Origin of the sequence: Hamadaea sp. NPDC050747, from assembly GCF_040654195.1 — a bacterium.
GTDB lineage: Bacteria > Actinomycetota > Actinomycetes > Mycobacteriales > Micromonosporaceae > Hamadaea.
Genome location: NZ_JBFAHM010000005.1, coordinates 34,631 through 60,537, shown reverse-complemented (window position 1 = coordinate 60,537; position 25,907 = coordinate 34,631). Strand labels below are relative to the sequence as shown.

Genomic DNA, 25,907 nt, shown 5'->3' with positions numbered 1-25,907 from the left:
GCGGGTACGCTGATCCTATGGCAGCGATCAATCCCCATCCCCCGATCGCCGCGTATCGCCACGTGGCGATATACACGCGCATCAGCAAGGACAAGTACGGAAACGCCGAAACCTGCTTGGACCAGGAGACGATCGGCCGCACGTACGCGGGCAAGACGTGGCCCGGGCTGCCCGTGGTCGTCTACTCAGACCCGGATCTGTCGGCATTCGAGGACGGTGTCCACCGGCCCGGGTTCGAGGCGTTGAAGGAGGCTGTTGCCGCGGGCATGGTCCTGCATTTGTGGGCGGTGGAGCAGTCACGCTTGGAGCGGCAGGAGGCACCGTGGTTCCATTTGGCCGCTCTGCTGGACGAGGCTGGCATCGAGTTGTTGCACACGCACCGCGATGGGATCGTCCGGGTACGCGATGAGGTGGCCGGCATCAAGGCGGTGCTGGCAGCGGCCGAGGTACGCAAGATGAAGAAGCGGCTCGCCGACAAGTTCGACGCCCAGGCCGCGCGAGGTATCCCGCCGGGTTCCCGGCCGTACGGCTACGTACATGGCCGCCTGGACAACGGAGACCGGACGTATGTGATCGTGCCGGAGCAGGCGGAGGTGATCCGCGAAGCGGCGGGCCTGGTCCTGAACGGCTGGTCGCTGGAGAACATCGCGCGCCAGTTCCGCAACCGTGGGCTCAAGGGGGCGCACCTGGCGAAGGTGCGCGACAAGTCCGGAAACCTCGTCACCGACGAGGACGGTCGTGCGCTGACCCGACCGTCGGAGATCACCGCTGCTGCAGTCAGGGGAATGCTGACCAACCGTGCAGTCGTCGGGATCAATGTGCGGCGGAAGGTGGAAGTCGGTGACGGCAACTGGACGCCTATCTTGGACAAGACGACATGGCGCCAGGTCGGAGCAAGGCTGAGCGGCACGAGGACCGTAAGAATGGTCAATGGCCGCGACTACGTGGTCGGCGAACGGCATCGTGGACCGGGCACCACCCGCAAGTACCTGCTCACCGGCGGCACCGGCGAGTGCGGTGTCTGCGAAGCGCCGCTCGTCGAATCGGAAAGGCAGTTCCGCAGCAAGTCCCGCGGCGCTTACACCGCTCCGTATCTGTTCTGCCATCCAAACACCGGCGGCAAGGGGTGCGTGGGCATCATGGGGCAGCCCGCCGAGGACTTCGTGGTCGCGGAGCTGTTCGATGAGATCAAACGCCGCCAGGATGACAAACTCATCGACGAGGGTGCGGTCGGGGCTCGCCGCGACGCGATCACCCGCGAGTTGGACGACGTGTCCGAACGGCGCAAGGACCTGGCGCACTTGTGGGCGCAGCGGGAACTGAACGGCGAGGAGTGGAAAGAGGCGCGGGCGGCCCTCAACGCCGAGGAGGCTCGGCTGAAAGCCGACCTGCGTGCTCTGCCCAGCCCCGTCGAGGACCGTGACGCGGCGGAGATCATCGCCGACTGGGCGACCATGACCCTCGACGAGCGGCGTGCGGTGATCAAGGACTACATCGAGAAGGTGATCGTCGTGCGGGCCAGGCCAGGGTTCAAACAGTTCGACTCCGGCCGGGTAACGATAGTCTGGCGGAGGTCGCTGCAGGGCCGATCTGGCGGCCTACTCTAGCTTGGGCCTTGGGCATCAGATGCGGCCGAGCGTAGAGAGATGACGGCGCAGCATGGTTGGGCTGATCACCGCCACGAATCGTCCGTCGTCCTCGGAACGCACGGCGTTGACCAACGGCGATGAGAGAAAAGCCAGCACGTTGATTATCTTCGCTTCTCCTGCCGTCACGTCACGTTCGACTAGCAACAAGTCGAGTTGGGAGGCGGTCAGAAAGCCACGGGTTCGGCTAACGCGTTTCGGGTCCATCGCGTAGCTCCAGAGTGTCTCGTGTACGTGGTATATCAGGCTTCGCTCCTGATCCATCGCATGCCACCTACTCTCCGCTTCCTCCTCGCAACCGGCGATGAAGATCGCCGAGAATGTTGCGTGCGGCAACGGCTGATTCCATTGGCGCCGTACATATTCGGCGAGCTGCGCCGTAGTCACCAGTACGACACCGTTTTCTTTGGCGTATCGGCTGTCCGCGGGACCGAATCCTGGTCCCACCACCGCGACATGTGCCGCACTGTGCAAGCGTTGGTGCTCTTTGAGCCTTGAGAAGTTCATCTCAGCGACGATCCCGTTGCGGGAGGTTTTCGCATCGATGCAGATTCGCAGTGTCGAGCCGGGCTCGAGCCAAATGGTCGCGAGAACGTCAGTGCCGTCGCCTCCACCGATATGTTCAGCATCGATCCCTACAGCCACGAGAACCTTCTCGATCGCCAGCTCAAGCCGCTTTGAGTCCCCGCTCTCCCGGCCAGCGTCGATGAGCTCAGTGCACAGGGTGTCAATCGCGGTGTCCTGCATCGGTGTCAGCTCAGTCTCGTGTGTTTGCAGGTTCGCTACCGGCGAGCCGACCTTCACATCCAGGCGTGAAGCCAGTTGTGCACCGAGCGCCGTCGTCACGTACCGGCCCTGCGAGACCTTGGCCAGCATTCCGCATGCACTGAGGAGCCGCAGCCGGGTCTGGATCTCCCCTCTCGTCCCTCGGAAGCCGACGTTGGTCAGGTCAGTCGGCGCCCGCCGCGGACGGCCTGCCTCATCGTGAAGCATTACGACTAGCTCCAGGAAGCAGGCCACGTGGGCATGCACGATCATCGCGAGATGCGTCGCGTAGCCCGATTCCTTCCACTCCATCGCAGCCCTGGTCGGCGCGAACTCATCCACGCCTGTCTGCTCAACGAGGCCGATTCCGCGCACAGTGTCGAGCACCATACGGCTGGAAGTGTCACTGACCTCGAATTCGCTGCGGCATACCTCAAGGAACGCGCTCCGCTGAATACGCGGCGTGAAGATCTCGACCAGTCGTGACAATGCGGCCAGCAGGTTGTCGCCACCAGCCGGGATGAAACCGATGGCCATCCGGCGAGGTGGAACCTCACCGTCCAGCAGTTCTTGAATCGCCGGCGTCGCCGAGAAGAACTCCGGTTCCGGTTTGGACTCCGGAAGGCCAAATATCATCATTGGATCGGCCAGACATAGATCCTGGAGCAGCGATCGGCCGGCCTCGGTCATGACTAGCCGAGTATTCCAGAGCTCGACAAACCCGCCCGCCCTCAACCATGAGGTGCGCCGCCTGATCTGATCGAGGGAAGTCCATCCTGTGCCATAGTCGACGCTGGCTATTCGCAGCAGTTCGTCGTGACCCGTGTTGCCCGACTCGACAGCAGCCAGCGCCTCACCGACAAATCGGACATAAGCGTGCAATGTCGCGATCAGTGTGATCGGGTCGCGCGCGTCCAGCCAACGCTTCGCGATGGGCGTCAAGGAGATCATGTCCCGACCGAGAGGCTGCAGCAAACCGCATGAGCGGAACTGCGCGACTGCCTCTCGGATCGAGACTGCCTGCTCGTTGTAGGTCAGCTTGATTGAGTCGGTGAGGGGAATGCCATCTCCCACCGCCGACAATAGCTCTGCCAAACGGTCGAAGAGCTGATCCGCCGAGCCGGGCAGAGTCGGGATAGACGATGCTCGTGCAGTCCAGGGCCTCGGTTCGGGATGGGGAGACATATGGGAGAAGCTAGCAGAGGTACTATGTGGACTCTATCCATGTCACGTTTCCGACATGGCGCAGTCGGTGTGGGTCCGCCCTAGCACCTAGCCGAGCGGTGGCTTGACACCTTCTCGGGGTGCTCGCGTGCTCCTGACGTGTCTTCGGGGAGCAGTTCGGCGGGGATCTCCCAGCCGCGAGCAATGAGTTCGGCGACCAGCCCGGGACTGAGCCGTGGGCGCTGGTGTGTGGGATTGACCATCCTGCGGCGTCGGGCGGACCGGAAGATTCGGACAGCTTGCCGACCGATCGGCGAGTATTCGTCGGCCGCAGAAGTCACCGAATCGTGGTCGGGCCGAGCGCCGGCAGCACGGGGTGCTGCGGCGCTCGGGTCGGATGTGGACGCAGGCGGAGCTCGATGTTGCGGGGTTCGGGTACCGGCGTCAGTGGCCGGTCTGTCTTCGGGCATAGGCCTCCACGGGTGTGCGGCTAGAGCTACTAGCGGATGTCTTCATTCGCGTTCTCCTTCCTGCGCGAGGCGCATCGGGCGTTGGCTGGCGTGTCATCTGGTGCATCGTTCTTGGTCGAAGGAACGCGGTCGCCCCGTCTCGGGCTGGCGACGCGGAGCCGATGCCGCTGCAGTGTGCTAGCTGGCGGCGTGTTTGGCCGATTCCCGACGTTCGGCTTCGGCAACAAGTGCTTTGAGGATGCGGGTGGCGCGCCTGACGGCGACGTACGCCTCCTTCTGCGGCGTAAAGGGGTCTTGGAGCATTCGCAGCAGCTCGCCGATGAGCGCGACAAACTCGGGTGTACGGACGAAGGTGGTTGGCTCGCCGCGCACCCACAATGGCGTCCGGGCGGCGTTGATCATGGTCTGGCTAGGCAGTCCGCGGTCGTATTCAACGGTCATGGATTCACCTCCTCTCCATCAGGGTCGGGAGGTGCAGCTGTTCCCTTTCGTGAGTTTTGAGGGTTATCGGGGTGTGCCCGTCGTCGACGGGGAATGCGTGGTTGTCGATCGGGTCGGGCATGGGTAGCTCGACGAGCCGACGCAGCGGCGCGGCGCTGCCGTGCAGGTGCCAGATGGCGTCGGCGGGGCTGTTATGGCCGAGTCGGTCCCGGGCGGCCGTGGCAACGGGGATCGTGTGGTGGACACCGGCAAGCCGCTTGTGCAGGTGTGCTTCGCGGCTGGCTGAGTGCAGCCAGAGCAGCACCGGCCAAGCCGGCGCCGACGATTCCGTGAAGGTGTCGTAGTTGGTGATCTTGTCGATCAGCACGGTGAGTGCTTCGGTGCCAGTGTCGTGTTCCAGGTAGAACGCGACGGTCCGCCCGGCCTCGGCCCACATGCCGACAGCGTCGGCCAGCGGAAGGGCGAACGCCTTCGAATTGAGTGGTCCGGCGAATGCTGCGACCTGGTTGTCGGGCCACCACAGGCGCAGCCGGCTGCCGGGGTGGGTGCGTTCGTGCCCGGCCAGGTCGGTGAAGAACTGGTTGACGCCGAGCCGGTGGGCGAGGTTGCGGTTGGTGGCGACGCGACGCAGCCGGGCGGCGCTGTCTGCGCGGCGCGGCAGTGGTAGCCCGCGGGTGGCGGCGACGACCACGTCGCCGAGGTGGGCCAGGGCGTAGTGGTAGGGGTAGCTGCCGCCTTCGAGCCGGAACGGCCGGAACCTTTCGAGCAGGCTTAGTTCGGTGAGTTGGGTGAGACGGCGTTGGGCGACGTTGATGCTGGGGAACAGGGCGTGGCCGATCTGGAAGCTGGTCATGATCCGGTGGTCGTAGAGCCAGCCGAGGATGCGCCAGTCTCGGTCGGTGAGCTGGTGCTGCACACGGAGCACCTGGTCAGTGCTGGTTCGTGGGGTCATAGGCGTTCGCCTCCTGAAGGTCGAGTGATAGATATGAGCACTCCCCCGTGGAGAGAGGAGACCCGCAGGGTCTTCTGCGTCGGCCCTGCGACAGCTGTCAGGCCGCTGGCCTGGGCAGTTAGCGCAAGCACGAGTGCCTGAGGGTGTCACTGTGAAGCTGGACGGGCTGTGCGACCCCCAGCGGCACGGCCGGCCGCACACCCGGCCGCGGCGCGACGCCGCTCGCACGGCCGTCGCGTGAATGTCGAGCGGCACAAAGCATCTACCTCCTCGCTGGTTGAACTGAATCGGCATTGGCTGAAGACCAACGCGGTGGTGGTCTGATCGGTCCCTTTCTCTCGATCGGCGGGCACGGTGGCGCGGCTGGCGCGCGGCATCGTGGTCTTCCAGGGGATCAGACGACGCTGACAATCACAGGCCGGCCCGCAGTCGGGCTCTGACAAGGCGCGAGCGGTTGCGCTGTCAGCGCTCTGACTGCGCGCCGGGGTCGGCTGACAGGCCCGATGCGGGTCGCTCGTTCAGCCGTCGCATGAGCGCGGTGGCGGTAGCGGTGGACAGCCGCTGACCGTCGGCGCGGAGCTGCTCCGACAAGCTGGCGCGATTGACCGGCACCCCCTGCGCGGCAAGACTTGCCGCCGCGATGCGTGCGGCCGGGACGAGCGCGGATACGTCCACGGTCGCTCGCGGTCGGTCCCGGACAGTCCGCAGCGCCTCCGAGAGCTCGGGGACCAGCCGCGTCCGGTCCAGGTCGGACGCGCGCGCGTCCCGGACTGGATGCGGACCGTCCTGGGCCGTCCTGGCGTCGGCGCGGCCCATGGCCATCTTGACCATTGCCAGGAATCCGAATGCGGGCAGCGCGGCAGCCAGCCAACCGATGCTCGAGGGTTCGGCTTCCACCACCTGCGCGGACAGGGACAGGGCGACCGCGACCGTCAGGACAGCTCCGACGAAGCGGACGGGCTTGCCGACGCGTTTGCGCCGCCGCAGTTCCAGGCCGGCGGCGATCGACATCAGTTCCAGGATGACCGCGTCGCCCCAAGCGAGCAGACCTAGTTGGCCGTGGGCGGCGGCCACGTCGTGCACGTGCCGGAACGAAGCGGCTCCGGCCGCGCCGCCGATCAGCAGCATGATCAGCGTTTGGACGACGCCTTCGACACGTTCACCCCGAGCGCGGACACGACCAGGGCGGTCGCTCGCGGGGCGGGTCTGGTGGACAGATGGGGTTTGAGGCTGGTCAAAGGTCATGTTCCTCCGCGGGGCTGTGGCCGAGTGCGTCGGCGAGATGAGCTGTCATGAGGCGACTCCTTCTGGTGAGGCTCACGGGTGAGGCGGAGCTGTTGCTACTTGCCAGCACGCGTCGGTCCACTCTGGTGAACCCGTGCCGGACCTGACACGGGCTGACAGCTTCCAACAGTGCAGGTAACAGTGCTGGCGGCAACGATGCAGCCAGGCTTACCGGAAACCGGGAGGAAGCTTCGGGCAGGTTCGCTGGTGGCTCCGTCCAGAAACATCCGGCGTCTACATAGGGCTCGGCTGGAGCTCGTGTCTGGACAGCTGTGACCTGCTTCACATCGAAGACCCCCGGTCGGCATGTCGAGGAGCACGGTCCTGTCAGCGGCACGCGGGACAATGGGCTGATCATGGTCGGGCCGGTGAGTCTTGCGGGCTTGGCGGGCGAGGCACCGATCCTCGGCCGCGTCGACGAGCTGTTCAACGCAGTGTCACCGAAGGTGCCCATCACCGCCGGCAGTCTCGCTCCCCGGTGGCCCGCGACTGACAGCACACCGGTGAAACTGCGTCTGGAGATTGTCCACCGTGGACTGCGGGGCGAATCGACCGACCCGCCGTGGTCGGGCATCGTCATGCGGACGCGCCTCGACCCCGCAGACTGGCAAGGTCAGCTGTGGCGACTAATCGCGGTCGGCGTAGCCCAAGACGACCTGCAGCGCATCGCAGCCCGCTACCACCCGCGCACCCACGAAGAACAGCGCGATATCCACGCCGACCTGACGGAAGGCTTCCTGTCGTTCCTCGCACGCGTCGACCTCGACCAGCCGCACATCGCCCGCCGCCTTGCCTACGCCGCCGGGCGCGAGCTACGTCGCGGACGCAAAGCCCGCTTCGGCGAGATCCCCACCGACCCGGGCTGGCTGGCCCAGACCAACGCCGAACTGCTGGGGCTGGCGCCGCTGCCGGACTCCGGGGCACATGACTGGAGCGGCGCACTCGATGAGATCGCCGAGGAGGTAGCTGCTGCTGGCTACCGCCTCGACCCGATCGGACTGGAACTGATCGCGCGCACAATCATCGAAGGGCAATCCCTTGTCGAAGCCGCCGCCCTGGTTGGGTTGAGCGTCGACGCCGCCTACAAGCGCCGTAGCCGTACCGAAGACCGCATCGCTGCCGTGTACGGCATCAGCTCGCGTCGACGTGCACCTGGGCGGATCAAGCCGCCGGATCACGCTTCTGGTGCCATGGAAGCGGTGGCATAGGCGGGATCTGCGACTCATCCACGGCGGAGCGGCCTTCGGCCACCTCCACCAGCTCACGCCAGATCTCGACTAGATCCTCATCCCAGATCGGATCCTGCAGCCGCCATACGATCTGGCCTAGCTCGTCGGCGATCAGCAGATACGGCCCACCCCGGCGGGCCGCCAACGACGCCCTCTGCGTGTGAGCAACTGCGACCGCGCCGTGCTCGGCGCGCAGCCGATACACCAAATCGCGGCCCGGAGGTGGCTGCTCACGGGCCAAATCCCACACCGCGAACACCGCCGCCTCAAGTACAAGCGATGCGCCAATCGGCGTCAAAAGTGGCGACGGTGCCCGCGAACGCTGCCACCGCGAATCGGGTGGCGTCGCCAAGTCGATCGCGAGTTTCGCGATCGACTTCTTACGCCACTCGCGCATTGTCTCCGGCCGCGATAAGCCCGGCTCGGCAGGCAGCACGATGCCCATGTCACGCTCGCTGGCCTCTGACTCGCCCACACCAGTAAGCCTGCCACCTCAACCGCTCAGGCCGCAGCTACGAGCCTGCGCTCCAGGCCCGACCCACCACGGGCGACAATCGCCCAATCGATCCAGCCTTACGAATAAGCGGAGCTGGCGACGAGGAACCCGAGTAGCCCGCACGCGAACCAGGCGACCTGCCACCAGCACAGCCTGCGTGATACGACCAGATCGCCTGTTCGGAGCACACCGATCGCGAAGCCCAGACTTATGGTCTGCATCACGGCCGGTGCGACCAAGGTCAACGCGACCTCACCAGCGGAAGCCTGGACTTTGTCACCTCGTAGCAGCCAGATGGCTACTGTGACGAGCGGAAATGCGCCGAGCAACAGCCAGAGCCCGATTCCGGCAATTGCGACGCTTCGCCGGAACTTGTGCCATCGTACGGCAGCCCAGTCATCCGGCACGTTGGTTGTCCTCTCGATCGGCCTGCTCGCGGAGCTTCTGGAGCTGAGCAGCCGCTCGCTCCGTGAGCAGCGCGAAGTCATCGTCTGAGATCGACGCTCGCCAGCGCTTGTATTGCTCGATCGGCTTCTGGAGCGCTGCGGCAGCCGCGCTGCTGTGGGCTATGTCTCGTGGGTGCATCCGGCCCGCGAGAATGTCTTTGGCCAGATCTCGAAGTACCGGATCTGAGCCGGCCTGTAGGCGTTCCAGCGCCACACGCAGCCGGCGGGCGACTACCGGGTCTTCGAAGACGTTTTGCTCGACGTTGAACTCTGCCATGTCAGCTCACCATCGGGTGGTGATAGGCGATCGTGGGGGTCGGGATGGAGCCGAGATCGCCGAACTCCTTGAATACTCCCAGGAGGGTGCTGAAGAACAGGTCGATCGCGATCCAGGCGATCTGGATCTTCTTGCCGGCGTCCGCGATCGTGTCGACGATCTTCATGATCTGCAGCGCCGCCAGTGAGTAGCCGACGACGGCTCCGACGCCCGTCTCTGCCAAGGCAGTGCCCGCCGCGATTTCGATGAGCGCCACCAGCGCCTGGTCACAGAGGTTCTGCAGGATCCCCTTGAGAGATTCGGCAACCTGCCACACGCCCAACGCCAACGCCTTGTACTGCTGGGCGGCATGTACAAGCAGGTCAGCGTAGCGCGACATGGCCGTTGAGGTACTGGAGAAGTACTGGAAAGCGCTGTCGCTGGCGTTGCCGTGCCATGAAGCGGTGAGCTCGCTTGCGTGTGACTGGGTCTGAACTGCCATCTCGCCCAGACACTCGGACATGTGCTTCAGAGCGTCACCATACTTGCCGATACGCTCCCAGTCCCCAGCGAGAGGCTGCACTAAGGTGCCGAGGACATCGAAGTCGGTCAGCCCTTCGATAGCCGAGTTCAGCCAAGCTGTCGGACTGGCGTAGTCGAGAATAGCCGTCGGGTTAACGTAGCCGTTCCCGACGGAGTCGTCCGGCGGCGAAGGCTCAACCAGGTGCCGTGTCGGATCGTCCATCAGGGCACCTCGACTGGCGCTGACGATGGCGGCAGAACGGGGCCTGGGTAGGTGGCGTCGAGACGAGCCGCTGCAGAAGCGTCCGTGTGCTCGTACGCCGCTGCAGCCGCCCGGAGTCCATCTGCACTCCGGCGCATCAATTCGCTGGCCTCGCGAAGACGCTGCGTCAGGAGGTCTGTGAGGTTGTTGTGGAGGTCGGCAGCCTTCATGATGAGGCCGGCGTTGGTCCAGTCAAATGCGCCGTGCTTGGCGTTGTAGTCAGCGGTCGCGCTGAGCTGACCGACATGCGCCGTATAAAGATCGGCCGCCCGCCGGAGCGCTGCCGGGTCAACCTGAAATGACATGCTTCCTCCCCACAGGCGGTCGTCCCGTAGCCGCCACCTCACGAACCCCAACCTACGGCCCGGACGACCAGGAACACCGCGACGATGGCCAGCATCAGAAGTCCGAAAAGAATCAGTGCGATCAATCCGACTGGCAAGCTGCTGTCGGACAGCGGTGCCGCTTCCGCAGTCGTCCTTGCCGATGTCGTCTTGCTCGCCGACGGCGCGGTGGCCGGCGAACTGCTCCGCAGCGCGGCCGCGGGGTCGACCAGGCCAAAGCCGAACTGCTCATCTCGGCCTGCGGCGCCCTTGTCGGTCGCCGTACTCGTCAGCATCTCGATGATGTCCGCGGCCCTCGCGTCCGGATACTTCGATCGCAGCAACGCCACCGTCCCGGCAACGAGTGCGGTCGAATTCGAGGTCCCCGTCGTCGACACCCGTGTGTGGCTCTTGTAGGCGACGCTCACATGGTCCGAAGGCGCGGCCACCACAACCTCTGGCCCGGTTGCCGACTTCGACGACAACTGACCTTGATCATCGGTTCCGCTGACCGCCAGCACCCCTGTGTACGCAGCGGGAAACATCACGTGGGTGGCTTGCGGCTTGTTACCGGCACCAGCCACCACGACGATGTCAGCGGCCACCGCGGCGGCGATGGCCTGCCGTAGCACGAGATCGTCTTCCGCGTACGCCTGCGAGATCGAGATAACCTTGATCTTCTGCGCGATGGCCCAACGTACGGCCTCGCCGGTCTTGGTCGACGAGCTGTTCAGGCCAGTCGCGGCGCGAACTGCCACAACCGTGGCCTTGGGCGCCACGCCCTTGATCCTGCCGTGCCCGACGATCAGGCTGGCCATGGATGTGCCGTGCCCGTCGACGTCGGTGAAGCCGTCGCTTGTGCCAAGACCGGTGAGGTCCGTACCCGCGACGACTGAGCCAGCGATGTCTGGATGCGTGGCATCGACGCCGGTGTCAATGACCGCTACCTTGACGCCCTCGCCCTGGCTGAGCTCGTTGGCGACGGTGAGGTGAAGCGCCTTGACGTACCACTGTCCGTCTGTGACAGCGTCCGCCGCGTACGCCGAGGGTCCGCCCGGCCCGAGCCCAACAACCAGGCCAGCCAGCACCAGGACCGCAACTTTGCCAAGCCGACCAGCGTTCACAACGGCTCCGTCCGGTTCGGCAGGTTCGGCTTCATGTCTCTGACCCATGGCGAAGCCAGGCTCGCGAACCAGTCGCCGAACACCTCGTCGAGCTGCTCAAGCTGGCGCTGATCATCGATAGCCTGTTCCATTGCCTCGCGGTCCGCCACATCGCCAATAACCGGCGGTACGCCCCGCGCGACCTCCCACTCGATTTCGCCAGGACGCCGCGCCCGTTGGCTAGTACCTGCAGCCGGCGTAGCGTTGCCGCCGACGCCCATCGGCGCGATCCCCATGGCGCTTCGCCCCTCTGCGGCCCAGTTGGCGGCCGTCCGCGCAGCGACCGATCGCGCAACATCGGCTGCTCGGTTCATACCGGGCGGGATTGGCATCCGCTTGATCGAACCGCCAGCTCCGATTCCCGGCCCAGGCAGGAAGTATGCACCACCGATAGGCGCAGCGGGGTGGCCGGGCGGTATTGGCAGCATGGAGATAGGAGTACCTGGCACCGCTGGCACAGCCACTGGCCCACCCGATAGCGTGGGTCCGTCCCCGTCGACGATCGGGTTGTAGCCCGGCACCGGCGGCGGAGCCGGCCGCGGCGAACCTGCGGCCCGGCTGTCGTCAGAGCTGGTCTTAGTCACGGTTGTTTTGGTCAGGTCGCCACCCGGCGGATCGACAGTCGAGATTTGAGCGCCGTAGTCGTACGGGCCAGCAACGATGATGCGCTTGCGTTCATCCTGAATGCTGGCGTCTGTACACACCATCTCATCGCGGGCCTTGGTGTTGAGCTCTTCCGCCGCGTGGTCCCACCACTCTGGCCAGAAGTCATTTGTGACTTTGTCCCACTGCTGCTTGGCATCGGCGAGCGTTGTGCGAGTCGACTTGAGTGTCGTCAGCACAGCGTGCAGTCCGCGCGCCGTCGACATGTGGGCGTAGGCGTTCTCGCGAAGCGCCAGCAGCAGGCTGTCGATGACGCCGACGAAGGTGCTGGCGGCTTGCGACGTTGCGGGGTCCCAGCCCGAAACGAGGGCGGCGCGCAGTCCAACCAAGCGGTCATGGTGATCCGCTAACAGCTCGCTCAAGCCCTCCCAGCCTTTGACCTGCTGCCATGCTGCTGGGTCGTCCTCGTCACGGACCGAGTCCCATAGCCGTGGAACGTCGAAGGCAGTCCAGTCAGTGCACCACGTCGGGAACTCGGGCTGCGCTGAGAAGACGGTGCGGACCGGTCCGGTGAAGTCGCCCTGGATGCTCGCCCCGATGGGGGTGGTCGGTGAAGAACTGGCGGCCGTCATGCCACGTCCCCATTGTCAGTAGGCACCGGATAGAGCGCTTGAGCGCTGCGCGCCGCGTCGCTGAGTACCTTCTCGACGCCGGCCAACTGCTGGGCTGAAGTGAGATCCGCGTCCGCGTATCGGGCCGCGATGAGGCGAGCCGCCTCCACGAGGACGTTTGTGGCAGCCGTCATCCGAAACGCATTGGCTTGCGCTCTGGTGAGAGAAGCGGCCAGAGCCTGCTTCGCTGCCTCGACCTCGCCGCTCACTGACCGCGCACCGAATCGAACGCCCGTCTGGACCTCTCGGTTCGCACGCTCTACTCCTGGCACCAGCCCTTTGCTGGTGTTTCCTTCGAGCTCGTCGGCGAATGCCCTGAGCGCACCGAGATCAACGCGTAGCCCATCCATGCTCATTGCCTCCCCGCCCATGGACTGCGGTCAGTGTAGGGGAGGTCACTTGAAGTGTCGACGCCCTGTGGATACCAAGGCAGGCGGCCGACAACGATGCGGTGCACAGAAGTACTACCGGCAAGCTGTCCAGTGCACGCACGCGCTGCATGCGGCATGCTTGCCGAATGGACTCAGGTGCCGAGCGCCTTCGCCGGCTGATCGACGAAGCCGAGGCCAGCCGACATCGGTTCGAAGGTGGGACCATACACATGGCGGCGTTAAGTGCGGTCGCGGACGACCTGGTGGCGCAGCTGACAGCGGCGCAAGACCGTGCCGTTGAAGAAGCGCAACGTGCGATAGGCCACCTGGAGGCTAACCGCAGGGACCCCGAGGCATACGCCGCCGCCAAGGATGCGTACGAAAACGCACAGGCCGTCACCGCGCAAGTCGAGGCAGGACTTCGAGACCTACTCTCCGCGATGACGAAGGCGACCGATGCCGGCTTAGGCGCGTTGCGTGACGTCGTCCACAAGAACGAGGCGCTTCTGCGCGTGTAGGCACGCTGGTCTTCTACCTCCTATGAGGAGCCCCGACACCCGTTCCCTATCTCCACCTGTTCGTGCCCACGCCCGATAGTAGCGAGATGGAGAGCCCACGTACGCCGCCGGAAATCTAGCCATCTAATCAGGTGACATCGCTTTGCTGGCGACACCAGGGAGGTGGTGGCTGTGGTCATGACATCCGGCACCAGATGTCGCTGAGTTCCGGCACCAGTCACCGATCCCGATGTTCGTGAGTACGGGTGCCGACCGTCGGCGAGGCGAGATAGGTCTGTCGTTGGCCAGCGCACCGCTCAACGCACAGTGACGGCTGTCGGAGGCGGGACGAGTCTTGTCCGCGGCAAATGCGGAGACCGGACTCCGGCGAGGCCAGGTGTAGCGGGCAGGAGCCTGTATCCCATATCGGTCGACTGCCGTAGGCAGATTGGCTTCAGACTCCGCGTCAGGAGAGTCTCGACCGCAACCTTCGGGTGCCAGCTTGGAAGTCGGACCCGCCTCTGCCGGGACGTCGCTCGCGCAGTGTTCAGCTGGTTAGGTGTCGCAGGCGAGGTCCGGAAAGTTACCGCTCGACGGCGACAACAACCGCGCATGGGTCGCCCGCAGCTCTACTCTAGCCTTTGGCTGGTGACGGGGAAGGGGAGAACGTGCGCTGGTGGGAACGACTACGGGCTGGATGGGGGAACTCGTCCAGGTCCGCCGATGATGGTATCGCGCTGCTTCCGCTGACGCCGCAGTTCGAGCCGGGGCAGCACGAGGAGTACGTCGTGCGGCTGACCGCCGCCATGCAGGACCCGGACGTCCGCAACATCGCGCTGACCGGTCGCTATGGCGCGGGCAAGTCCAGCGTCCTGAAGGCGTTTACTAGTCAACACACGGGACGAGTTCTCAACCTCTCCCTGTCGACCCTCGGGCCTTTCGAGGAGGAGAAATCAATCACCAACCGGATCGAGAAGGAACTCGTCAAACAACTGCTGCATAGCCAGCCGCAGCGGGTGCTGCCCCGCTCGCACTTCCGGCGCATCGACAAGCCGGACCTGCGCCGGGCCGTCGCGTTCGCAACGACGCAGGTCGCGGTGGTCGCGCTGATCCTATTGCTCCTCGGACTCTTCCCGCGCATGGCCGGCACCACCAAGGACCATCCGTGGCCGGTGCGGGCCGGGGCGCTCCTACTGTTCGGGCTGCTGATGGTAGCCGTGGTGACGTGGATCCGGCAGGTCGTCCACGACCGGGTCGTCTCCTCGGTGTCTGCCGCTGGGGCAACCGTCGCGCTCGGGGCAAAAGAGGTCAGCTATTTCGACAAGTATCTCGACGAGATCGTCTACTTCTTCGAGTCGACGAAGTTCGACGTCGTCGTCTTCGAGGACCTCGACCGGTTCGACGACCCGCACATCTTCGAGGCGTTGCGCGAGCTGAACACCCTACTCAACACCTCGCACGCGGCGCGAGGCCGGACGATTCGGTTCGTCTATGCGCTCAAGGACAGCATCTTCGAGCGGCTGGGCAACGACACTAGACAGCTGGACGACAGTGCCTCCGCGGAGTCAGTGCGGGCGAACCGCACGAAGTTCTTCGATTTGGTTGTACCGGTGGTTCCGTTCATCACCCACCGCACGTCACGTGACCTACTTACCAAGCTGCTGGCTGATCCGGCGCTCGTCCCGGTGACACCCGACCTGGTGGACCTGGTCGGGCGGCATATCAGCGACATGCGGCTGCTGAAGAACATCCGCAACGAGTACGCCGTGTTCGCCACCCGCTTGATCACAGCGAAGCACGGGGTGCCCCAGCTACGCGCTGACTCGGTCTTCGCGATGATGGTCTACAAGAACGTCCACCTCGGCGACTTCGAGCAGGTCTCGCTGGGTCGCAGCGATCTCGACAAGCTCTACAAACTCAGTCGAGACCTGGTGAATCAGTCGATCGCGAGGCGCCGCGACCGGCTCGGCGAGATCGCCGACTCCGGGGCATTGGCCCACGCCCTCAGGGAAAAGCCTGAACGGTTCGGCCAACGGCTGAACTGGTATGCCGACGTCATCCGACGCGCCGGAAACAATCTTCAGTATTCTCTCGAGAGTTACACAATCGGCACCCAAAAGTTCGCCCGCGCCGAGGCTGAAACGGTGGAATTCTGGCGCGTGCTGATCGCCGATGGAAATGGGCCGACTGCAGACTTCACGGCGCACTACGCCTTACCCTGGCCGGTTCCCATCCCGGTGGCCGACATCCGCGAGCTCTTCCGGGGCGAGCTCGATCTGGACGACTGGGACTCCCGCGAACGTCAGGCACTGGACGCCGAACGTAAAGCGGTGAACGCCGAGATCGCGGCACTGCGGAAAGCTGACTTCGCCGACCTCGCCGCGAACCCCGCCTTCACCCTCGCCCGCGACGCCGCAGAGGTCACGTTCCAGGAACTCCTCGGCGAGACGATCCACTCCGAGGTCGCCCGCGACCTGATCCGCCGAGGCTTCATCGATCAGAACTTCGCTCTCTACGTGGCCCAGTACTACGGCGAACGCGTCCCCATCCGCGCCATGAACTTCATCGTGCAGCACGTGCAGCCCAATGTCCCCGACACTTACTACTCCTTCGATGGGCTGGACGACGTCGCCGCCGTCCTGCGGGACACCAAGGCAGACTTCCTCGACCTGAACAGCGCCTACAACATCGAGATCCTGGACTACCTGCTGGTGAATCAGCACGCCGGCGCCCAAACCGTCCTCGACCGCCTCGCCGAGATCGACGGTCCGCCGGAGCGCACCTTCCTCCATGCCTACCTGAGCGACGGAGCTCAGGCTGCGGACGCCGTCCGGCGACTATCCAGCACGTGGCCGCCAATGCTGAGCCGGATCCTGCAGGTCCCGGACCTGCAGGCGGAACGCCGGCTCGACCTGGTCGACGAGGGAGTCGCGCACTCCGATCCGAACCTCGACCGGCAGATCACGGAGCAGGTGACGGCCTATCTCCAAGACAACTACGCTCGTCTGAACTGCCTGACTCAGCCCGTCAACGAGCCGTTGGCACGCAATGCGGTCGCCTTCCTGGCGCAGGCTCGAGTCGAGATCGACGACCTGACCGTTCTCGATCAGGCCGTACGTGTCCTGGTCGTCGCCGACAGCATGTACGCCCTCACCGCGGGGAACCTGCGCAGCGCGCTGCACAATCCACCGGTCCTAAGCCTGGACACCGTTCGGACGATCGATCCCACCGTCTACAGCTACTGCGTCGCCAATCCGGCCGCCTACCTCGCCGCGGTCGAAGACGACGAGCCCACCACGGTCACAGTCGCGGATCCCGTCAACTTCACGGACGTCGTCACGGAGATCGCCGGTTGGGAGACCGGCCTGGCGGAGCGGGCCTTCCGCGCCGCGGCGGTGGAGTGCCGGATCGAGCATCTCACCGACGTACCCGCGGAGGTGTGGCCAGCGCTGGCGCGCTCCCGGCGGTTCCCTGCGACGGTGACCAACACCGCCGCATACGTCGAGCAGACCGGCGAGATCGACAACGATCTGGCCAGCCTGCTCGTCAGCGCCGGCTCGATCACCGCTTCCCCCGGAGAGCCGGATCAACACGCCGAGCAAAAGACGCAGATCGCCGTGACGGTCCTTCGCAGCCAGGAGGCGATCCCGGCACCCGAGACCCGTACCGCTCTGGTCGCCACGGTCGGCCTGACCGAGTCGATCGCTGCGAGCCGCGTCGAGCCAGAGAACGGCCGCCTGCTCGGCGAGCTGCTCCGCCACCAGATCTGCGACGACACCGCCGAGCTGTTCCAGCGCTTCGCCACCTGCGACTGGGAGACCTTGCGATACGGCATCGAGCGCTCAGCGAAGTTTGCCGATTTCGTCACGCCCGCCCTGCTCGACGAGAATATGACGGCCCGGTTGCTCGGCAGCTCCTCGATCAGCCAGACAGCCCGGCAGGTCGTCTTGTCCCGGCTCGATGAGTTCGTCCCGACAGACCATCACGACGCCCTGCGAGCCGCCGGGCGGTTCGCCGCGACGGCCCAGGTGCCGCTGAGCCCCGCCCATCTGCAGCGGATCGCCCGAGGGACCCGCGACGCGGCTCTGGTGGTCGAGCTGGTTGCCCAGCTCGGGAACACCATCTCGACGGACCAGATCATCGCTGTCCTGGCGAATCTCGGGAGCCCGTACGCCGAGCTGGGCACCCCTACCGCGTCGCCGAGCTTCCCGGACGACACCCATCACCTGCGGGTCCTCAATCGGCTAAAGCAGGATGGCCACCTGTCGAAGCTGACCCGGCGCCGCACCAAGTCCCAGATCAGCGTCACGGTTGCATGAACATCGGCCCTACAGGTTGTACCGCCGGAGATCTCAAGGTTCTGGGCGGGGCCCCCACCGGGCTCGAACAGAGGGATGCAGTGGCGACGCCGCGCCGTGGAACGTTGCTTCAACCGGCTGAAACGATTGGATGGGGAGCCGCCTGCTGGTCCTCAACCGTCCAGCTAATTGCGTGCTTGGCGAGGCGGATGGTCCCAACCCGACGCTTGCCGGGGTCAATCCGCTTACTGCCGTTGGGCGAGGCCTCGTCCTGCATGATGGCCTCATCGACCGGAACGGGCAGGTACGTCTCCTCGGCGTGGTCCGCTGCAACGAACCGAAAATCGAGTACGTCCTCGGGACCTGCGCCGCTTGGGCAGATTAGCCGCCCGTTCAAACTTGACCAGCCCCACGATCGCTACTCGTGGGGTCGAACTGTCCTACGGCCGTAGTGCTTCGCGGTCTGGCCGCTCGATCCGCGGCAGATGAGTTGTGCACTGGCGCTCGTGCTGCGAACCAAGCCCTGCAACGCTGCTAACAGCCGCTCGCAACCCGCCGGGTCCTCAAGGACATCCAACACGCGAGACCCGTCGGACTCACTGCTCTGGCTCGCTAACCTGAAACGGCTTTGGCGGACGGGACCTGGCGAAAGCATCCACGGCGCCCCACGTCCGCCGGTCCGCCGATCATGAATCGGCGGACCGCTTGGACATGACGGGGACAGCGCTCCTAGATCCCCAACGTGCCCTTGGCCCGACGGCGTTGACCGCTAACCGCCCCGCCTTGTCGCTGGGGCGCGGTGAACTAAACGGAGCCAGGGCGGTCAGCAACAAATATGCCCACGCCATGAACTCCTTCGACTAATCCCCGGGCTTTCAACCATTGCAGGGCGTTCCGCACAACGGTGATCGACACGTCGTACTGCGCGCGAAGCTCATTGTTGCTCGGCAGCCGGTCGCCCGGCTGGAGTTGCCCGGACGTGATCTGGTTCGTCAGATCGTTGATGATCTGCTGGGTCTTCGAAACGGGTGTCATGTGTCCGCCTTCTGGTCCGCATCTCGAAGTGGAACACGGAGTAGGACGGCGGTGCAAGCAGGTAGAGGCATGTACAGGCGCAGGGCTTGCTTAGGGCATCTTGATGCCCTAAGTTCGACACAGCCGCCAACTGGTCCGCAAATCCAGGGCGGTGACGCTGCGGGTCTCATCTGATAGCGGACCCGCAGCGTCCCAAACATTCGGGTCCCGCAGGAAGACGGGGACGGAAGGGGCATTTGGTGTAATCATGCGCAACGAACGATTCGGTGAGGCAATCAGGTCGGCTGGCTACAGCTTCGGAGACCTTGCGTACCTAGCCGGCGTGAACATGAAGACGGCTCAACGCTGGTTTTACGAAGGACGCACGCCACGCAGGCGGGCTGCGAACGCAGCGGCCGCCGTACTCAACGTGGACCCGTCGTGGCTCTGGCCACAACGGGTCGGCACAGGAGACCCGAAGGAAGTCGTCGAGGTGTACCCGGGACTTCGTAGCATCCCAATGCCGTTGTGGCGTCGCCTCACCACCGACGCTGAACGGCGCATATGGATCAGCACCGAGCACCTAGACGTCGTCACGATACTTGGTGGCATGCGATCGCTGTTGCGTGACCGAGCGCAGGCAGGCGTCGATGTCCGGCTCCTCCTCTTTAAGGGTCATGGCTTGCAATCAATCTCACGCCGGAAAACCATCAAGACCTTCAACGGACCGCTGCGGGGGCCCAGTCTAATGATCTTCGACGATGTGATGCTGGTGCCGCACGACTTCAGCGCCGTCGCAGTCGCTCCCGTCATTCGACTTCATCGCCGCCGGGACGACGGGATGTTCGAGGCATTCGTACACGCCTTCAACGACTCCTGGATCGGCACCGGCAATCCTGTCCGCTGATCAGATTGTTGGATGCAGGCGTCCGCAGTTCACTTCACGAGCGCACAGTCGACCCTAGTCTCTCCACAAGGAACTCGGCCGATTCGCTATATGCCTTGATCTCGTTCGCGGTCCGCATGAAACCATGGCCCTCGTCAGGATAGATGTCGTACCGGACATCGACACCTCGGTTGCGAAGCCGTTCTACGAGTTGGTCGCTCCCGCTTTGTGGCACTCGAATGTCGTTGGCACCTTGCAAGACATAAAGCGGGGTTCGGATGCTATCGGCGTACGTGATCGGCGAACGTCGGGTGAGATCATCCGCGTCATCCTCAGGATGGCCAATCAGCTCCACGACCAACGGCATGAAGGCAGGCGCCGTTGCTTTAGCCATCGTGATGAGGTCACTCGGCCCGAACATGTCAACGGCCGCTGCCCAGTTGATTTCGGGTAGGCGGGCGATGGCAGAAAGGACCATGAACCCGCCGTACGAACCGCCGATCAACCCGATCCGGTCTGCGGCCACCCATGCCTGAGACTGGAGAAAGTGCGCAGCCGCCTCAATGTCCTGCAGGTCGCCGCCGCCCCAGTCGCGGTAGACGAGATGCTGAAATGTCTTGCCGTACCCGGAAGACCCTCTGACGTTCGGCGCCAGTACGGCGATACCCCGGCTGAGAAGATACTGATAAAGATCGTCGTATACCGGGCGTTCCTGAGCGACGGGGCCACCGTGAATGGAAACCAGCACTCCCACCCGGCCCAGCGAGGCAGCCGGCCGGTAAAGATATGCGGAGATTTCCCGGCCGTCGAACGACGGAAACTGAACCAATTCGGGTTCGACGTTGACGACCGTCTGGGCGTCGGGTCGGGAATCGGTCAGCCAGATTAGTTCGCAGGCAGACAAGTCGATAATTGCGATGTCCCAGGGCCGAGACGGCGTCGACAGAAGAACCGCCAGCCGTTCACCGTCCGGTGACACCGCTAGTCCACGCGCCCGGCCCATGGGCAGCCGTGGCGCCTTGACCTCGTCATTCGTTGCCAGGCTGCGGATCCTCAGCTCCGAGGCTCCATCAACGTTGACCAGCCAGACCAGCGTTGCACCGTCTGGCGTCATTGCGACATCTTCGACATCCCAGTCCGGAGTATCGAGCCAGGTCAAGTGGCCGTCGCCGGCGTCCAGGATTGCGAGGCCAAGATAGTCGCGTCCGGCGTCGGTTCGAACGATCAACCCGGATCCATCAGGCAGCCACGGTCCCACCTCATAGACAGCCGAGGGCTTGTCGGGCGTGAGCTGACGGGGTTCACCCCCAGCCGCAGGGATGAGGTAGACGATCTGGTCGTACCCCTCGTGATACTGCACTGCACTCAGAAGGCTGCCGTCAGGCGACCATGACGCCGGATAGGTTCGTCCACCGCGGTCATAGGCTCGGAATGGCATCCCGGCCGGGTGGCTGCTGACCAGGGTGTCGAAGCCGGGCTGACTGCCGTTGTTGGCGAAGTACGCAAAGCGCGCGCCGTCTGGCGAGAACGGATCGCCAGTTGCAAGCCCAAACCGCGTGGAAGGCTCATCGGTCAGCTGCGTGATCCTTCCACCATCGAGTTCGACTTCGTAGAGCTGGGCGTTTTCAGTGCCGCGCGCGTCTGCCTGGAAGAGAAGTGACTGGCCGTTTGGATGCCACGCGACTCTCCGAACCGTCTGGTCGGTGAAAGCCGAGAGACTTCGGGAGGGGCCTCCGGCTAGACGTTGTACGGAGATGTTGAACTGGCCGAGCGAGTCGTCGATATACGCCAACTGCGTGCCGTCCGGCGAGAACGCCAAAGCAGGGTAGAACCGCCGAATCGGGCGGAAGTCTTCGTATGCTGACATCGGTGCACACTCCACAAGCAAATGGATCAAGGCAGTTCTGGAACATATACAACCATGGACGAAGGCACGCGCCCACCCGTCCGATTATCAGTTTGGAAACCGTCTGGCCCGGCCCGATCGTCTGGGACAGGCCAGACGGCAACCTGTCAGCAGTCCTTACTGCACCAGTCGTAGTCGCCCGCGTTGGTCGACACTGCGGGATTGTGAGAGCTGGTTGAGGCTTGGACGCCGGTCACGACACCAAGCGCGAGCGCAACGCTCGCGACGGCGATCAGGAGACGCCTGACCATAGTTTCTCCCCAGGGGTCGTAGTGCGTACGCGCTCTGTCAGAGTTGGCCGCGGACGGCCGTTGCGCGCTTGGCAGCAATCCTCGCGGCCAGCTCTAACCACAAACTTCCCAAGACTTCCGCGTAGGTCACTTTGTAGCTACGTTATGCGGTGGTCAGATCCACAATCTCGGCCGGGGGTGACCGTGGAGATCCAGATTCTGGGTCCAGTAGAGGTGGTGAGCGACAACGGCGTTGTGCTGATTCCGCGTCGGCAGGGCAAGCTGGCCCTGGGCATCATGGCGTTGGAGGCAAACAAGCTCGTCTTGGCCGATCGGTTGACGGATCTGCTCTGGGGCGATCAGGCGCCGGCACGTGCCCGGGCGGTCCTACAGAGCCGCATCTCGGAGCTCCGTTTGGCACTGAGCGAAGCCGACATGCAGAAATCGGTCCGACTGGCGACGAAGCCCGGCGGGTACCTCCTAGAGATAGATCCGATGCTGGTCGACGCACACCGATTTCGTTCCGCGGTCGAGGTCGCCAACGTCCGGAGTACTCCCCAGGACGAGACCGCTGCGGTACTCCGGCACGCGTTGGACCTATGGCGTGGGCCGGTTCTGGGAGGCTGGCTTCCCGACTCCTCGCAGGAGATCGTCTCCCAGGCGTTGGAGTCCGCCCGCCTGTCCACGATCGAGCGTCTCTATGAAGTCGAGCTGGAGCTGGGCCATAACGCCCTGGCCGCAGAAGAACTGCTCGATCATGCACTGACGCACCCGGGTCGGGAGCGGTTGACCGAACTACTGATGCTCGCTCAGCACCGATCCGGCCGCACGGCCGAGGCGTTGCAGGCGTTCGACAGGTGTCGCCGCTGGTTGTCGACCGAGCTGGGCATCGATCCTGGCTCCGCTCTCCAGGACCTCCATCTTGCCATCCTTAGAAACGACCAAAGTTCGACGTCAGCCGCGATCGAGCTGCAGGGGTCGTCCTACACGTCAGCACTGCCTACTGGAGATTTTCGCCCGCGTCGGCCCGAAACGCTCCCGCCTGGCCCGATCGATTTCATCGGTCGACGGAGTGAAGTAGAGCAGCTACGCGTTGTGCTTGGGCGCTCCGGATCAGGTCATACGACGCCACTAGCAGCGATCTGCGGACCTGGTGGTATCGGGAAGACCGCCCTCGCTCTTCATGTCGCGCATCTTGCTGCCCCGAACTTTCCAGACGGCCAACTGTACGCCGACCTTCACGGCGCTAGTGGGGCTGAAGCTGCAGATCCGCACCAGATTCTGTCCCGGTTCCTCCGCGCCATGGGCGTCGACGCTCCGCCAACCTCGCTCGACGAGGCACTCGACTTGTTCCGCACGCTTACCTCCGGTCGCCGACTCCTCGTGATCCTCGACAACGCGTACGACGCCGAGCAGGTCTTGCCATTGATCCCTGGAAGTCACTCATCAGCGGTGCTCGTTACTAGCCGCATCAGGCAACACCTACTGCCGGCTTCCACGACGATTCAGCTCGACGTGATGGACGCTGAGGATGCGGTCGAGCTGCTTGCGCGTGTAGCCGGACCCAGCCGCGTGCGGCAAGAGCCTTTGGCCACGGACGAGATCATCAAGCTCTGTGGACAGCTGCCACTCGCGTTGCGGGTCGTCGGTGGCAGGCTCGCCATGCGCCCACATTGGACTTTAGAGCGAATGGTTGGCGTGCTTGCGCACGAACATAACCGCCTTGATCAATTCCGGGACGGCGGGCTGGACGTGCGGTCGAGCATCACGCTCAGCTACCAGGGTCTAGATCAACCATTGCAGCAATTGCTGACTGCTACGGGAGACCTGCAAGTCCACGAACTAAGTGTTTGGCAGACCGCCGCCCTGATGAACCAGTCGTTGGATGAGGCCGAAGAGCTGCTCGACCAGCTCTTTGAATCACAGCTCGTGGGGGTACATGGTCGCGAGTTGACAGGGCACGCCCGCTACCGGATGCATGACCTTGTACGCCTATTCGCGCAGGAACAGGCCGCGCGGATCACAGGATCTACCGAAGCCAACTCCGCGCGACAGCGAGCGTTCGGAGGATGGCTCGCCATCGTCGAAACTATGCATCGTTCAGCGTATGGCGGTGACTACCAGACCATTCACGGCTCTGCTCCCCGGTGGACCTTGGATCGACTCCTAACGGACCGGCTGTCGCGCCATCCGCTCGCCTGGTTTGAGACCGAACGGCAGTCGCTTCTAGCCGTCGTTCGGAGGCTTGCGGAACTCGGCGCCACCGAACTGCTGTGGGACTTGGCCTGTACTGCCTCGCCCCTCTTCCAGATGCGCCGACATTTCGACGACTGGGAGACCGTCCTCGATACGGCGCTGGCAAGTTGTCGAGCAAATCAGGATATCCGGGGAGAAGCTGCCATTCTTTATCGGCAGGGCGGTCTTGCTACCGACCGGCGCGACCACGCACAAGCCCGAGCCCTTTACATTCAGGCGAAGACTATCTTCGACGCGATTGGCGATCTTCAGGGACAAGCCACGATGGCGGCCCACCTTGCCATGCTCGACCGTTTCGAGGGCGATCCTCAAGCTGCGCTCGCTGGATACCAGACCGCCCTACCAGGTATGCGTGACTCGGCTGATCATGCCGGCGAAGCCTTTGTACTGCGCGGTCTAGGGCAGGCGTACCAGGACCTCGATGATCTTGAGCGTGCTGATCATTACCTCAGGCAAGCGCTTGATACCTGCGAACGTCACGGCATTCACCGAGCTGCTGCCCAGGCTCGATTCTGGCTGGGCATGCTGAGAATCCGGCAGCAGCGCTTCCAAGCAGCGCAGGAGATGTTCGCGGTTGTGCTTGACGCATGCACACAACTGGGCGACCGGCCGGGCGAAGTTCAGGCGCTGCGAGGAATTGGGCTCTGCTACCACCACATGGGAGAAAAGACATTAGCGGCGTCGTACCTTCAGGACGCGCATCGTCGAGTTGTGCAACCTAGGCCGACGCTTCTGGAGGGGTTCATCCGCAAGACCATCGAGGAGATCTCGAAGGACGATCGACCCGCCGAGGCCGCCCGCGATCCTCGGTGACCCGGCGCCCGTTCGTTTGCCAATCAAGATCTTTTGAGTCGACCGCTTCGATGAACGCGACCCTTAGGGGCACACCAAGGGCCTCCGTCGGAGCCCGCGGGAAGGTTGCGGGAAGCGCGTGGAGAGTGCGCACCCATAGCTTCGAGCCATGCACCGCGAATACCCGCCGCCACCGCGCCCCGCGACAAGGGGGGCATCGATCGGCGCGTTCACGACCACCGGCGTCGCCGACGTGTTCGACTTCCACGAGAGGTACTTCGCCAGCCTGCTTGATGGTGAGTTCTACCAGGAGCTAGCGCGCGGCACCTCGCAGACCGTGGAATACGGGCTTGGAAACGGAAGGATCGCTCGGACCGTTCGGCCCCGCTACGGCGTCGAGCAGTCTGTGCCACTCGCCCAGATGGCTCGGAGCCGACTTGGCATCGCAACGACCGTAATCATTGGCGACGTGCGGACAGTGTCGCTGCCGCAAGCGGTTGCGTATTCCTATTGGCCCGGCACACGGCTCAACCGGCTCACCTCGCCGCACGACCTGACCAGCGCGCTGGGCAACATGCGACGGAACTCCGCAGTCGGCGGAACACTGGCGTTCGACGCAGCGGGAGCATCCTATTACCAGTACGTCAGCTCTCAGATGGGACGGGAATTCTTATTCCCGCTGACCTCACGCAGTCGGCTACGCGGATCCTACTTCCGCCGATCTGGCGACCCGGACGTCTTCGCCGGCACTCTTGCGATCGATCATCTCGATGTTGCTGGATCAGTTTGCTATTCCCAGAGTCTCTCGGCCGTCGAAGAGCGCTACTACTCCGATGAGGCCATCCGAGCTTCGGCCGAGGCTACGGACTGGCGAATCGTCAAAACATTCGGATCTTTCGACCACGAACCGATGCAAGCTACCTCATCAACTCGAATATTCATCTGCGAAGCAGTGTAGGAGCAC

At 64.2% G+C, this 25,907-nt stretch carries 20 protein-coding genes; 7 read left to right on the top strand and 13 right to left on the bottom strand.

The features are described from left to right. The first annotated feature begins 17 nt into the window (after positions 1-17). Positions 18-1,607 (top strand): recombinase family protein, encoded by a 1,590-nt coding sequence (locus AB0H43_RS12510; protein WP_359999399.1) that lies wholly within the window; start codon positions 18-20, stop codon positions 1,605-1,607. A 15-nt stretch (positions 1,608-1,622) separates the two neighbouring features. On the opposite strand, the gene AB0H43_RS12505 is transcribed toward AB0H43_RS12510, so the two are convergent. From AB0H43_RS12505 to AB0H43_RS12490, 4 genes are all read right to left on the bottom strand, one after another. Further along, positions 1,623-3,596 (bottom strand): hypothetical protein, encoded by a 1,974-nt coding sequence (locus AB0H43_RS12505; RefSeq protein ID WP_359999398.1) that lies wholly within the window; start codon positions 3,594-3,596, stop codon positions 1,623-1,625. Between the two features lie 626 nt (positions 3,597-4,222). Beyond that, entirely contained in the window at positions 4,223-4,486 is a 264-nt protein-coding gene (locus tag AB0H43_RS12500; protein ID WP_359999397.1) for a hypothetical protein, read from the bottom strand. A gap of 4 nt (positions 4,487-4,490) precedes the next feature. Further along, the gene (locus tag AB0H43_RS12495; protein ID WP_359999396.1) at positions 4,491-5,402 is read right to left on the bottom strand and encodes a replication-relaxation family protein; all 912 of its coding nucleotides are present in this window, start codon (positions 5,400-5,402) and stop codon (positions 4,491-4,493) included. Positions 5,403-5,900: 498 nt separating this feature from the next. After that, a complete protein-coding gene (locus tag AB0H43_RS12490; RefSeq protein WP_359999395.1) occupies positions 5,901-6,566 on the bottom strand; it encodes a DUF2637 domain-containing protein in 666 nt (221 codons plus the stop codon). Between the two features lie 524 nt (positions 6,567-7,090). Here AB0H43_RS12490 and AB0H43_RS12485 point away from each other — a divergent pair. After that, positions 7,091-7,930, top strand: a complete 840-nt coding sequence (locus tag AB0H43_RS12485; RefSeq protein WP_359999394.1) for a hypothetical protein — start codon at positions 7,091-7,093, stop codon at positions 7,928-7,930. On the opposite strand, the gene AB0H43_RS12480 is transcribed toward AB0H43_RS12485, so the two are convergent. The 7 genes from AB0H43_RS12480 to AB0H43_RS12450 form a co-directional block, all read right to left on the bottom strand. After that, a complete protein-coding gene (locus AB0H43_RS12480; protein WP_359999393.1) occupies positions 7,884-8,396 on the bottom strand; it encodes a hypothetical protein in 513 nt (170 codons plus the stop codon). The genes AB0H43_RS12485 and AB0H43_RS12480 overlap by 47 nt on opposite strands. 447 nt (positions 8,397-8,843) lie before the next feature. After that, positions 8,844-9,170: a hypothetical protein gene (locus tag AB0H43_RS12475; protein WP_359999392.1), complete on the bottom strand. Its 327-nt coding sequence runs from the start codon at positions 9,168-9,170 to the stop codon at positions 8,844-8,846. Position 9,171: 1 nt separating this feature from the next. Then, positions 9,172-9,894 carry a hypothetical protein gene (locus tag AB0H43_RS12470; protein ID WP_359999391.1) on the bottom strand — a complete coding sequence of 241 codons (723 nt, stop codon included), beginning with the start codon at positions 9,892-9,894 and terminating at the stop codon, positions 9,172-9,174. Further along, positions 9,894-10,238: a type VII secretion target gene (locus tag AB0H43_RS12465; RefSeq protein ID WP_359999390.1), complete on the bottom strand. Its 345-nt coding sequence runs from the start codon at positions 10,236-10,238 to the stop codon at positions 9,894-9,896. The genes AB0H43_RS12470 and AB0H43_RS12465 overlap by 1 nt, the downstream gene beginning before the upstream one ends. A 38-nt stretch (positions 10,239-10,276) precedes the next feature. After that, positions 10,277-11,380, bottom strand: coding sequence for a S8 family serine peptidase (locus tag AB0H43_RS12460; protein ID WP_359999389.1), 1,104 nt, complete (start codon positions 11,378-11,380; stop codon positions 10,277-10,279). Beyond that, positions 11,377-12,654 carry a hypothetical protein gene (locus AB0H43_RS12455; RefSeq protein ID WP_359999388.1) on the bottom strand — a complete coding sequence of 426 codons (1,278 nt, stop codon included), beginning with the start codon at positions 12,652-12,654 and terminating at the stop codon, positions 11,377-11,379. Before AB0H43_RS12455 ends, AB0H43_RS12460 begins: the two co-directional genes overlap by 4 nt. Continuing rightward, positions 12,651-13,049, bottom strand: coding sequence for a hypothetical protein (locus AB0H43_RS12450; protein ID WP_359999387.1), 399 nt, complete (start codon positions 13,047-13,049; stop codon positions 12,651-12,653). The genes AB0H43_RS12455 and AB0H43_RS12450 overlap by 4 nt, the downstream gene beginning before the upstream one ends. A gap of 161 nt (positions 13,050-13,210) precedes the next feature. On the opposite strand from AB0H43_RS12450, the gene AB0H43_RS12445 reads away from it, so the two are divergent. After that, complete coding sequence (locus tag AB0H43_RS12445) at positions 13,211-13,582, top strand: hypothetical protein (protein WP_359999386.1); 372 nt, start codon at positions 13,211-13,213, stop codon at positions 13,580-13,582. Positions 13,583-14,229: 647 nt separating this feature from the next. Then, positions 14,230-17,880: a hypothetical protein gene (locus tag AB0H43_RS12440; RefSeq protein ID WP_359999385.1), complete on the top strand. Its 3,651-nt coding sequence runs from the start codon at positions 14,230-14,232 to the stop codon at positions 17,878-17,880. 783 nt (positions 17,881-18,663) lie between these two features. On the opposite strand, the gene AB0H43_RS12435 is transcribed toward AB0H43_RS12440, so the two are convergent. After that, positions 18,664-18,894 carry a winged helix-turn-helix domain-containing protein gene (locus AB0H43_RS12435; RefSeq protein ID WP_359999384.1) on the bottom strand — a complete coding sequence of 77 codons (231 nt, stop codon included), beginning with the start codon at positions 18,892-18,894 and terminating at the stop codon, positions 18,664-18,666. Positions 18,895-19,141: 247 nt separating this feature from the next. Between AB0H43_RS12435 and AB0H43_RS12430 the strand changes: the two genes are divergently transcribed. After that, entirely contained in the window at positions 19,142-19,780 is a 639-nt protein-coding gene (locus AB0H43_RS12430; RefSeq protein WP_359999383.1) for a hypothetical protein, read from the top strand. 34 nt (positions 19,781-19,814) lie between these two features. On the opposite strand, the gene AB0H43_RS12425 is transcribed toward AB0H43_RS12430, so the two are convergent. Then, positions 19,815-21,626 carry a S9 family peptidase gene (locus tag AB0H43_RS12425; protein ID WP_359999382.1) on the bottom strand — a complete coding sequence of 604 codons (1,812 nt, stop codon included), beginning with the start codon at positions 21,624-21,626 and terminating at the stop codon, positions 19,815-19,817. A gap of 473 nt (positions 21,627-22,099) precedes the next feature. Here AB0H43_RS12425 and AB0H43_RS12420 point away from each other — a divergent pair, with 473 nt between their 5' ends. After that, positions 22,100-24,964, top strand: a complete 2,865-nt coding sequence (locus AB0H43_RS12420; RefSeq protein ID WP_359999381.1) for a BTAD domain-containing putative transcriptional regulator — start codon at positions 22,100-22,102, stop codon at positions 24,962-24,964. A 148-nt stretch (positions 24,965-25,112) separates the two neighbouring features. Continuing rightward, on the top strand, positions 25,113-25,901 hold the full coding sequence (locus AB0H43_RS12415) for a hypothetical protein (protein ID WP_359999380.1): 789 nt from the start codon (positions 25,113-25,115) through the stop codon (positions 25,899-25,901). The last annotated feature ends 6 nt before the right edge of the window (positions 25,902-25,907 follow it).

Coding starts and splice junctions, on each gene's coding strand:
- AB0H43_RS12470 (WP_359999391.1), bottom strand. CDS start 9,894: ATGGACGATCCGACACGGCACCTGGTTGAGCCTTCGCCGCCGGACGAC.
- AB0H43_RS12430 (WP_359999383.1), top strand. CDS start 19,142: ATGCGCAACGAACGATTCGGTGAGGCAATCAGGTCGGCTGGCTACAGC.
- AB0H43_RS12465 (WP_359999390.1), bottom strand. CDS start 10,238: ATGTCATTTCAGGTTGACCCGGCAGCGCTCCGGCGGGCGGCCGATCTT.
- AB0H43_RS12450 (WP_359999387.1), bottom strand. CDS start 13,049: ATGAGCATGGATGGGCTACGCGTTGATCTCGGTGCGCTCAGGGCATTC.
- AB0H43_RS12500 (WP_359999397.1), bottom strand. CDS start 4,486: ATGACCGTTGAATACGACCGCGGACTGCCTAGCCAGACCATGATCAAC.
- AB0H43_RS12415 (WP_359999380.1), top strand. CDS start 25,113: ATGCACCGCGAATACCCGCCGCCACCGCGCCCCGCGACAAGGGGGGCA.
- AB0H43_RS12425 (WP_359999382.1), bottom strand. CDS start 21,626: ATGTCAGCATACGAAGACTTCCGCCCGATTCGGCGGTTCTACCCTGCT.
- AB0H43_RS12490 (WP_359999395.1), bottom strand. CDS start 6,566: ATGCTGCTGATCGGCGGCGCGGCCGGAGCCGCTTCGTTCCGGCACGTG.
- AB0H43_RS12505 (WP_359999398.1), bottom strand. CDS start 3,596: ATGTCTCCCCATCCCGAACCGAGGCCCTGGACTGCACGAGCATCGTCT.
- AB0H43_RS12435 (WP_359999384.1), bottom strand. CDS start 18,894: ATGACACCCGTTTCGAAGACCCAGCAGATCATCAACGATCTGACGAAC.
- AB0H43_RS12455 (WP_359999388.1), bottom strand. CDS start 12,654: ATGACGGCCGCCAGTTCTTCACCGACCACCCCCATCGGGGCGAGCATC.
- AB0H43_RS12480 (WP_359999393.1), bottom strand. CDS start 8,396: ATGGGCATCGTGCTGCCTGCCGAGCCGGGCTTATCGCGGCCGGAGACA.
- AB0H43_RS12475 (WP_359999392.1), bottom strand. CDS start 9,170: ATGGCAGAGTTCAACGTCGAGCAAAACGTCTTCGAAGACCCGGTAGTC.
- AB0H43_RS12445 (WP_359999386.1), top strand. CDS start 13,211: ATGGACTCAGGTGCCGAGCGCCTTCGCCGGCTGATCGACGAAGCCGAG.
- AB0H43_RS12510 (WP_359999399.1), top strand. CDS start 18: ATGGCAGCGATCAATCCCCATCCCCCGATCGCCGCGTATCGCCACGTG.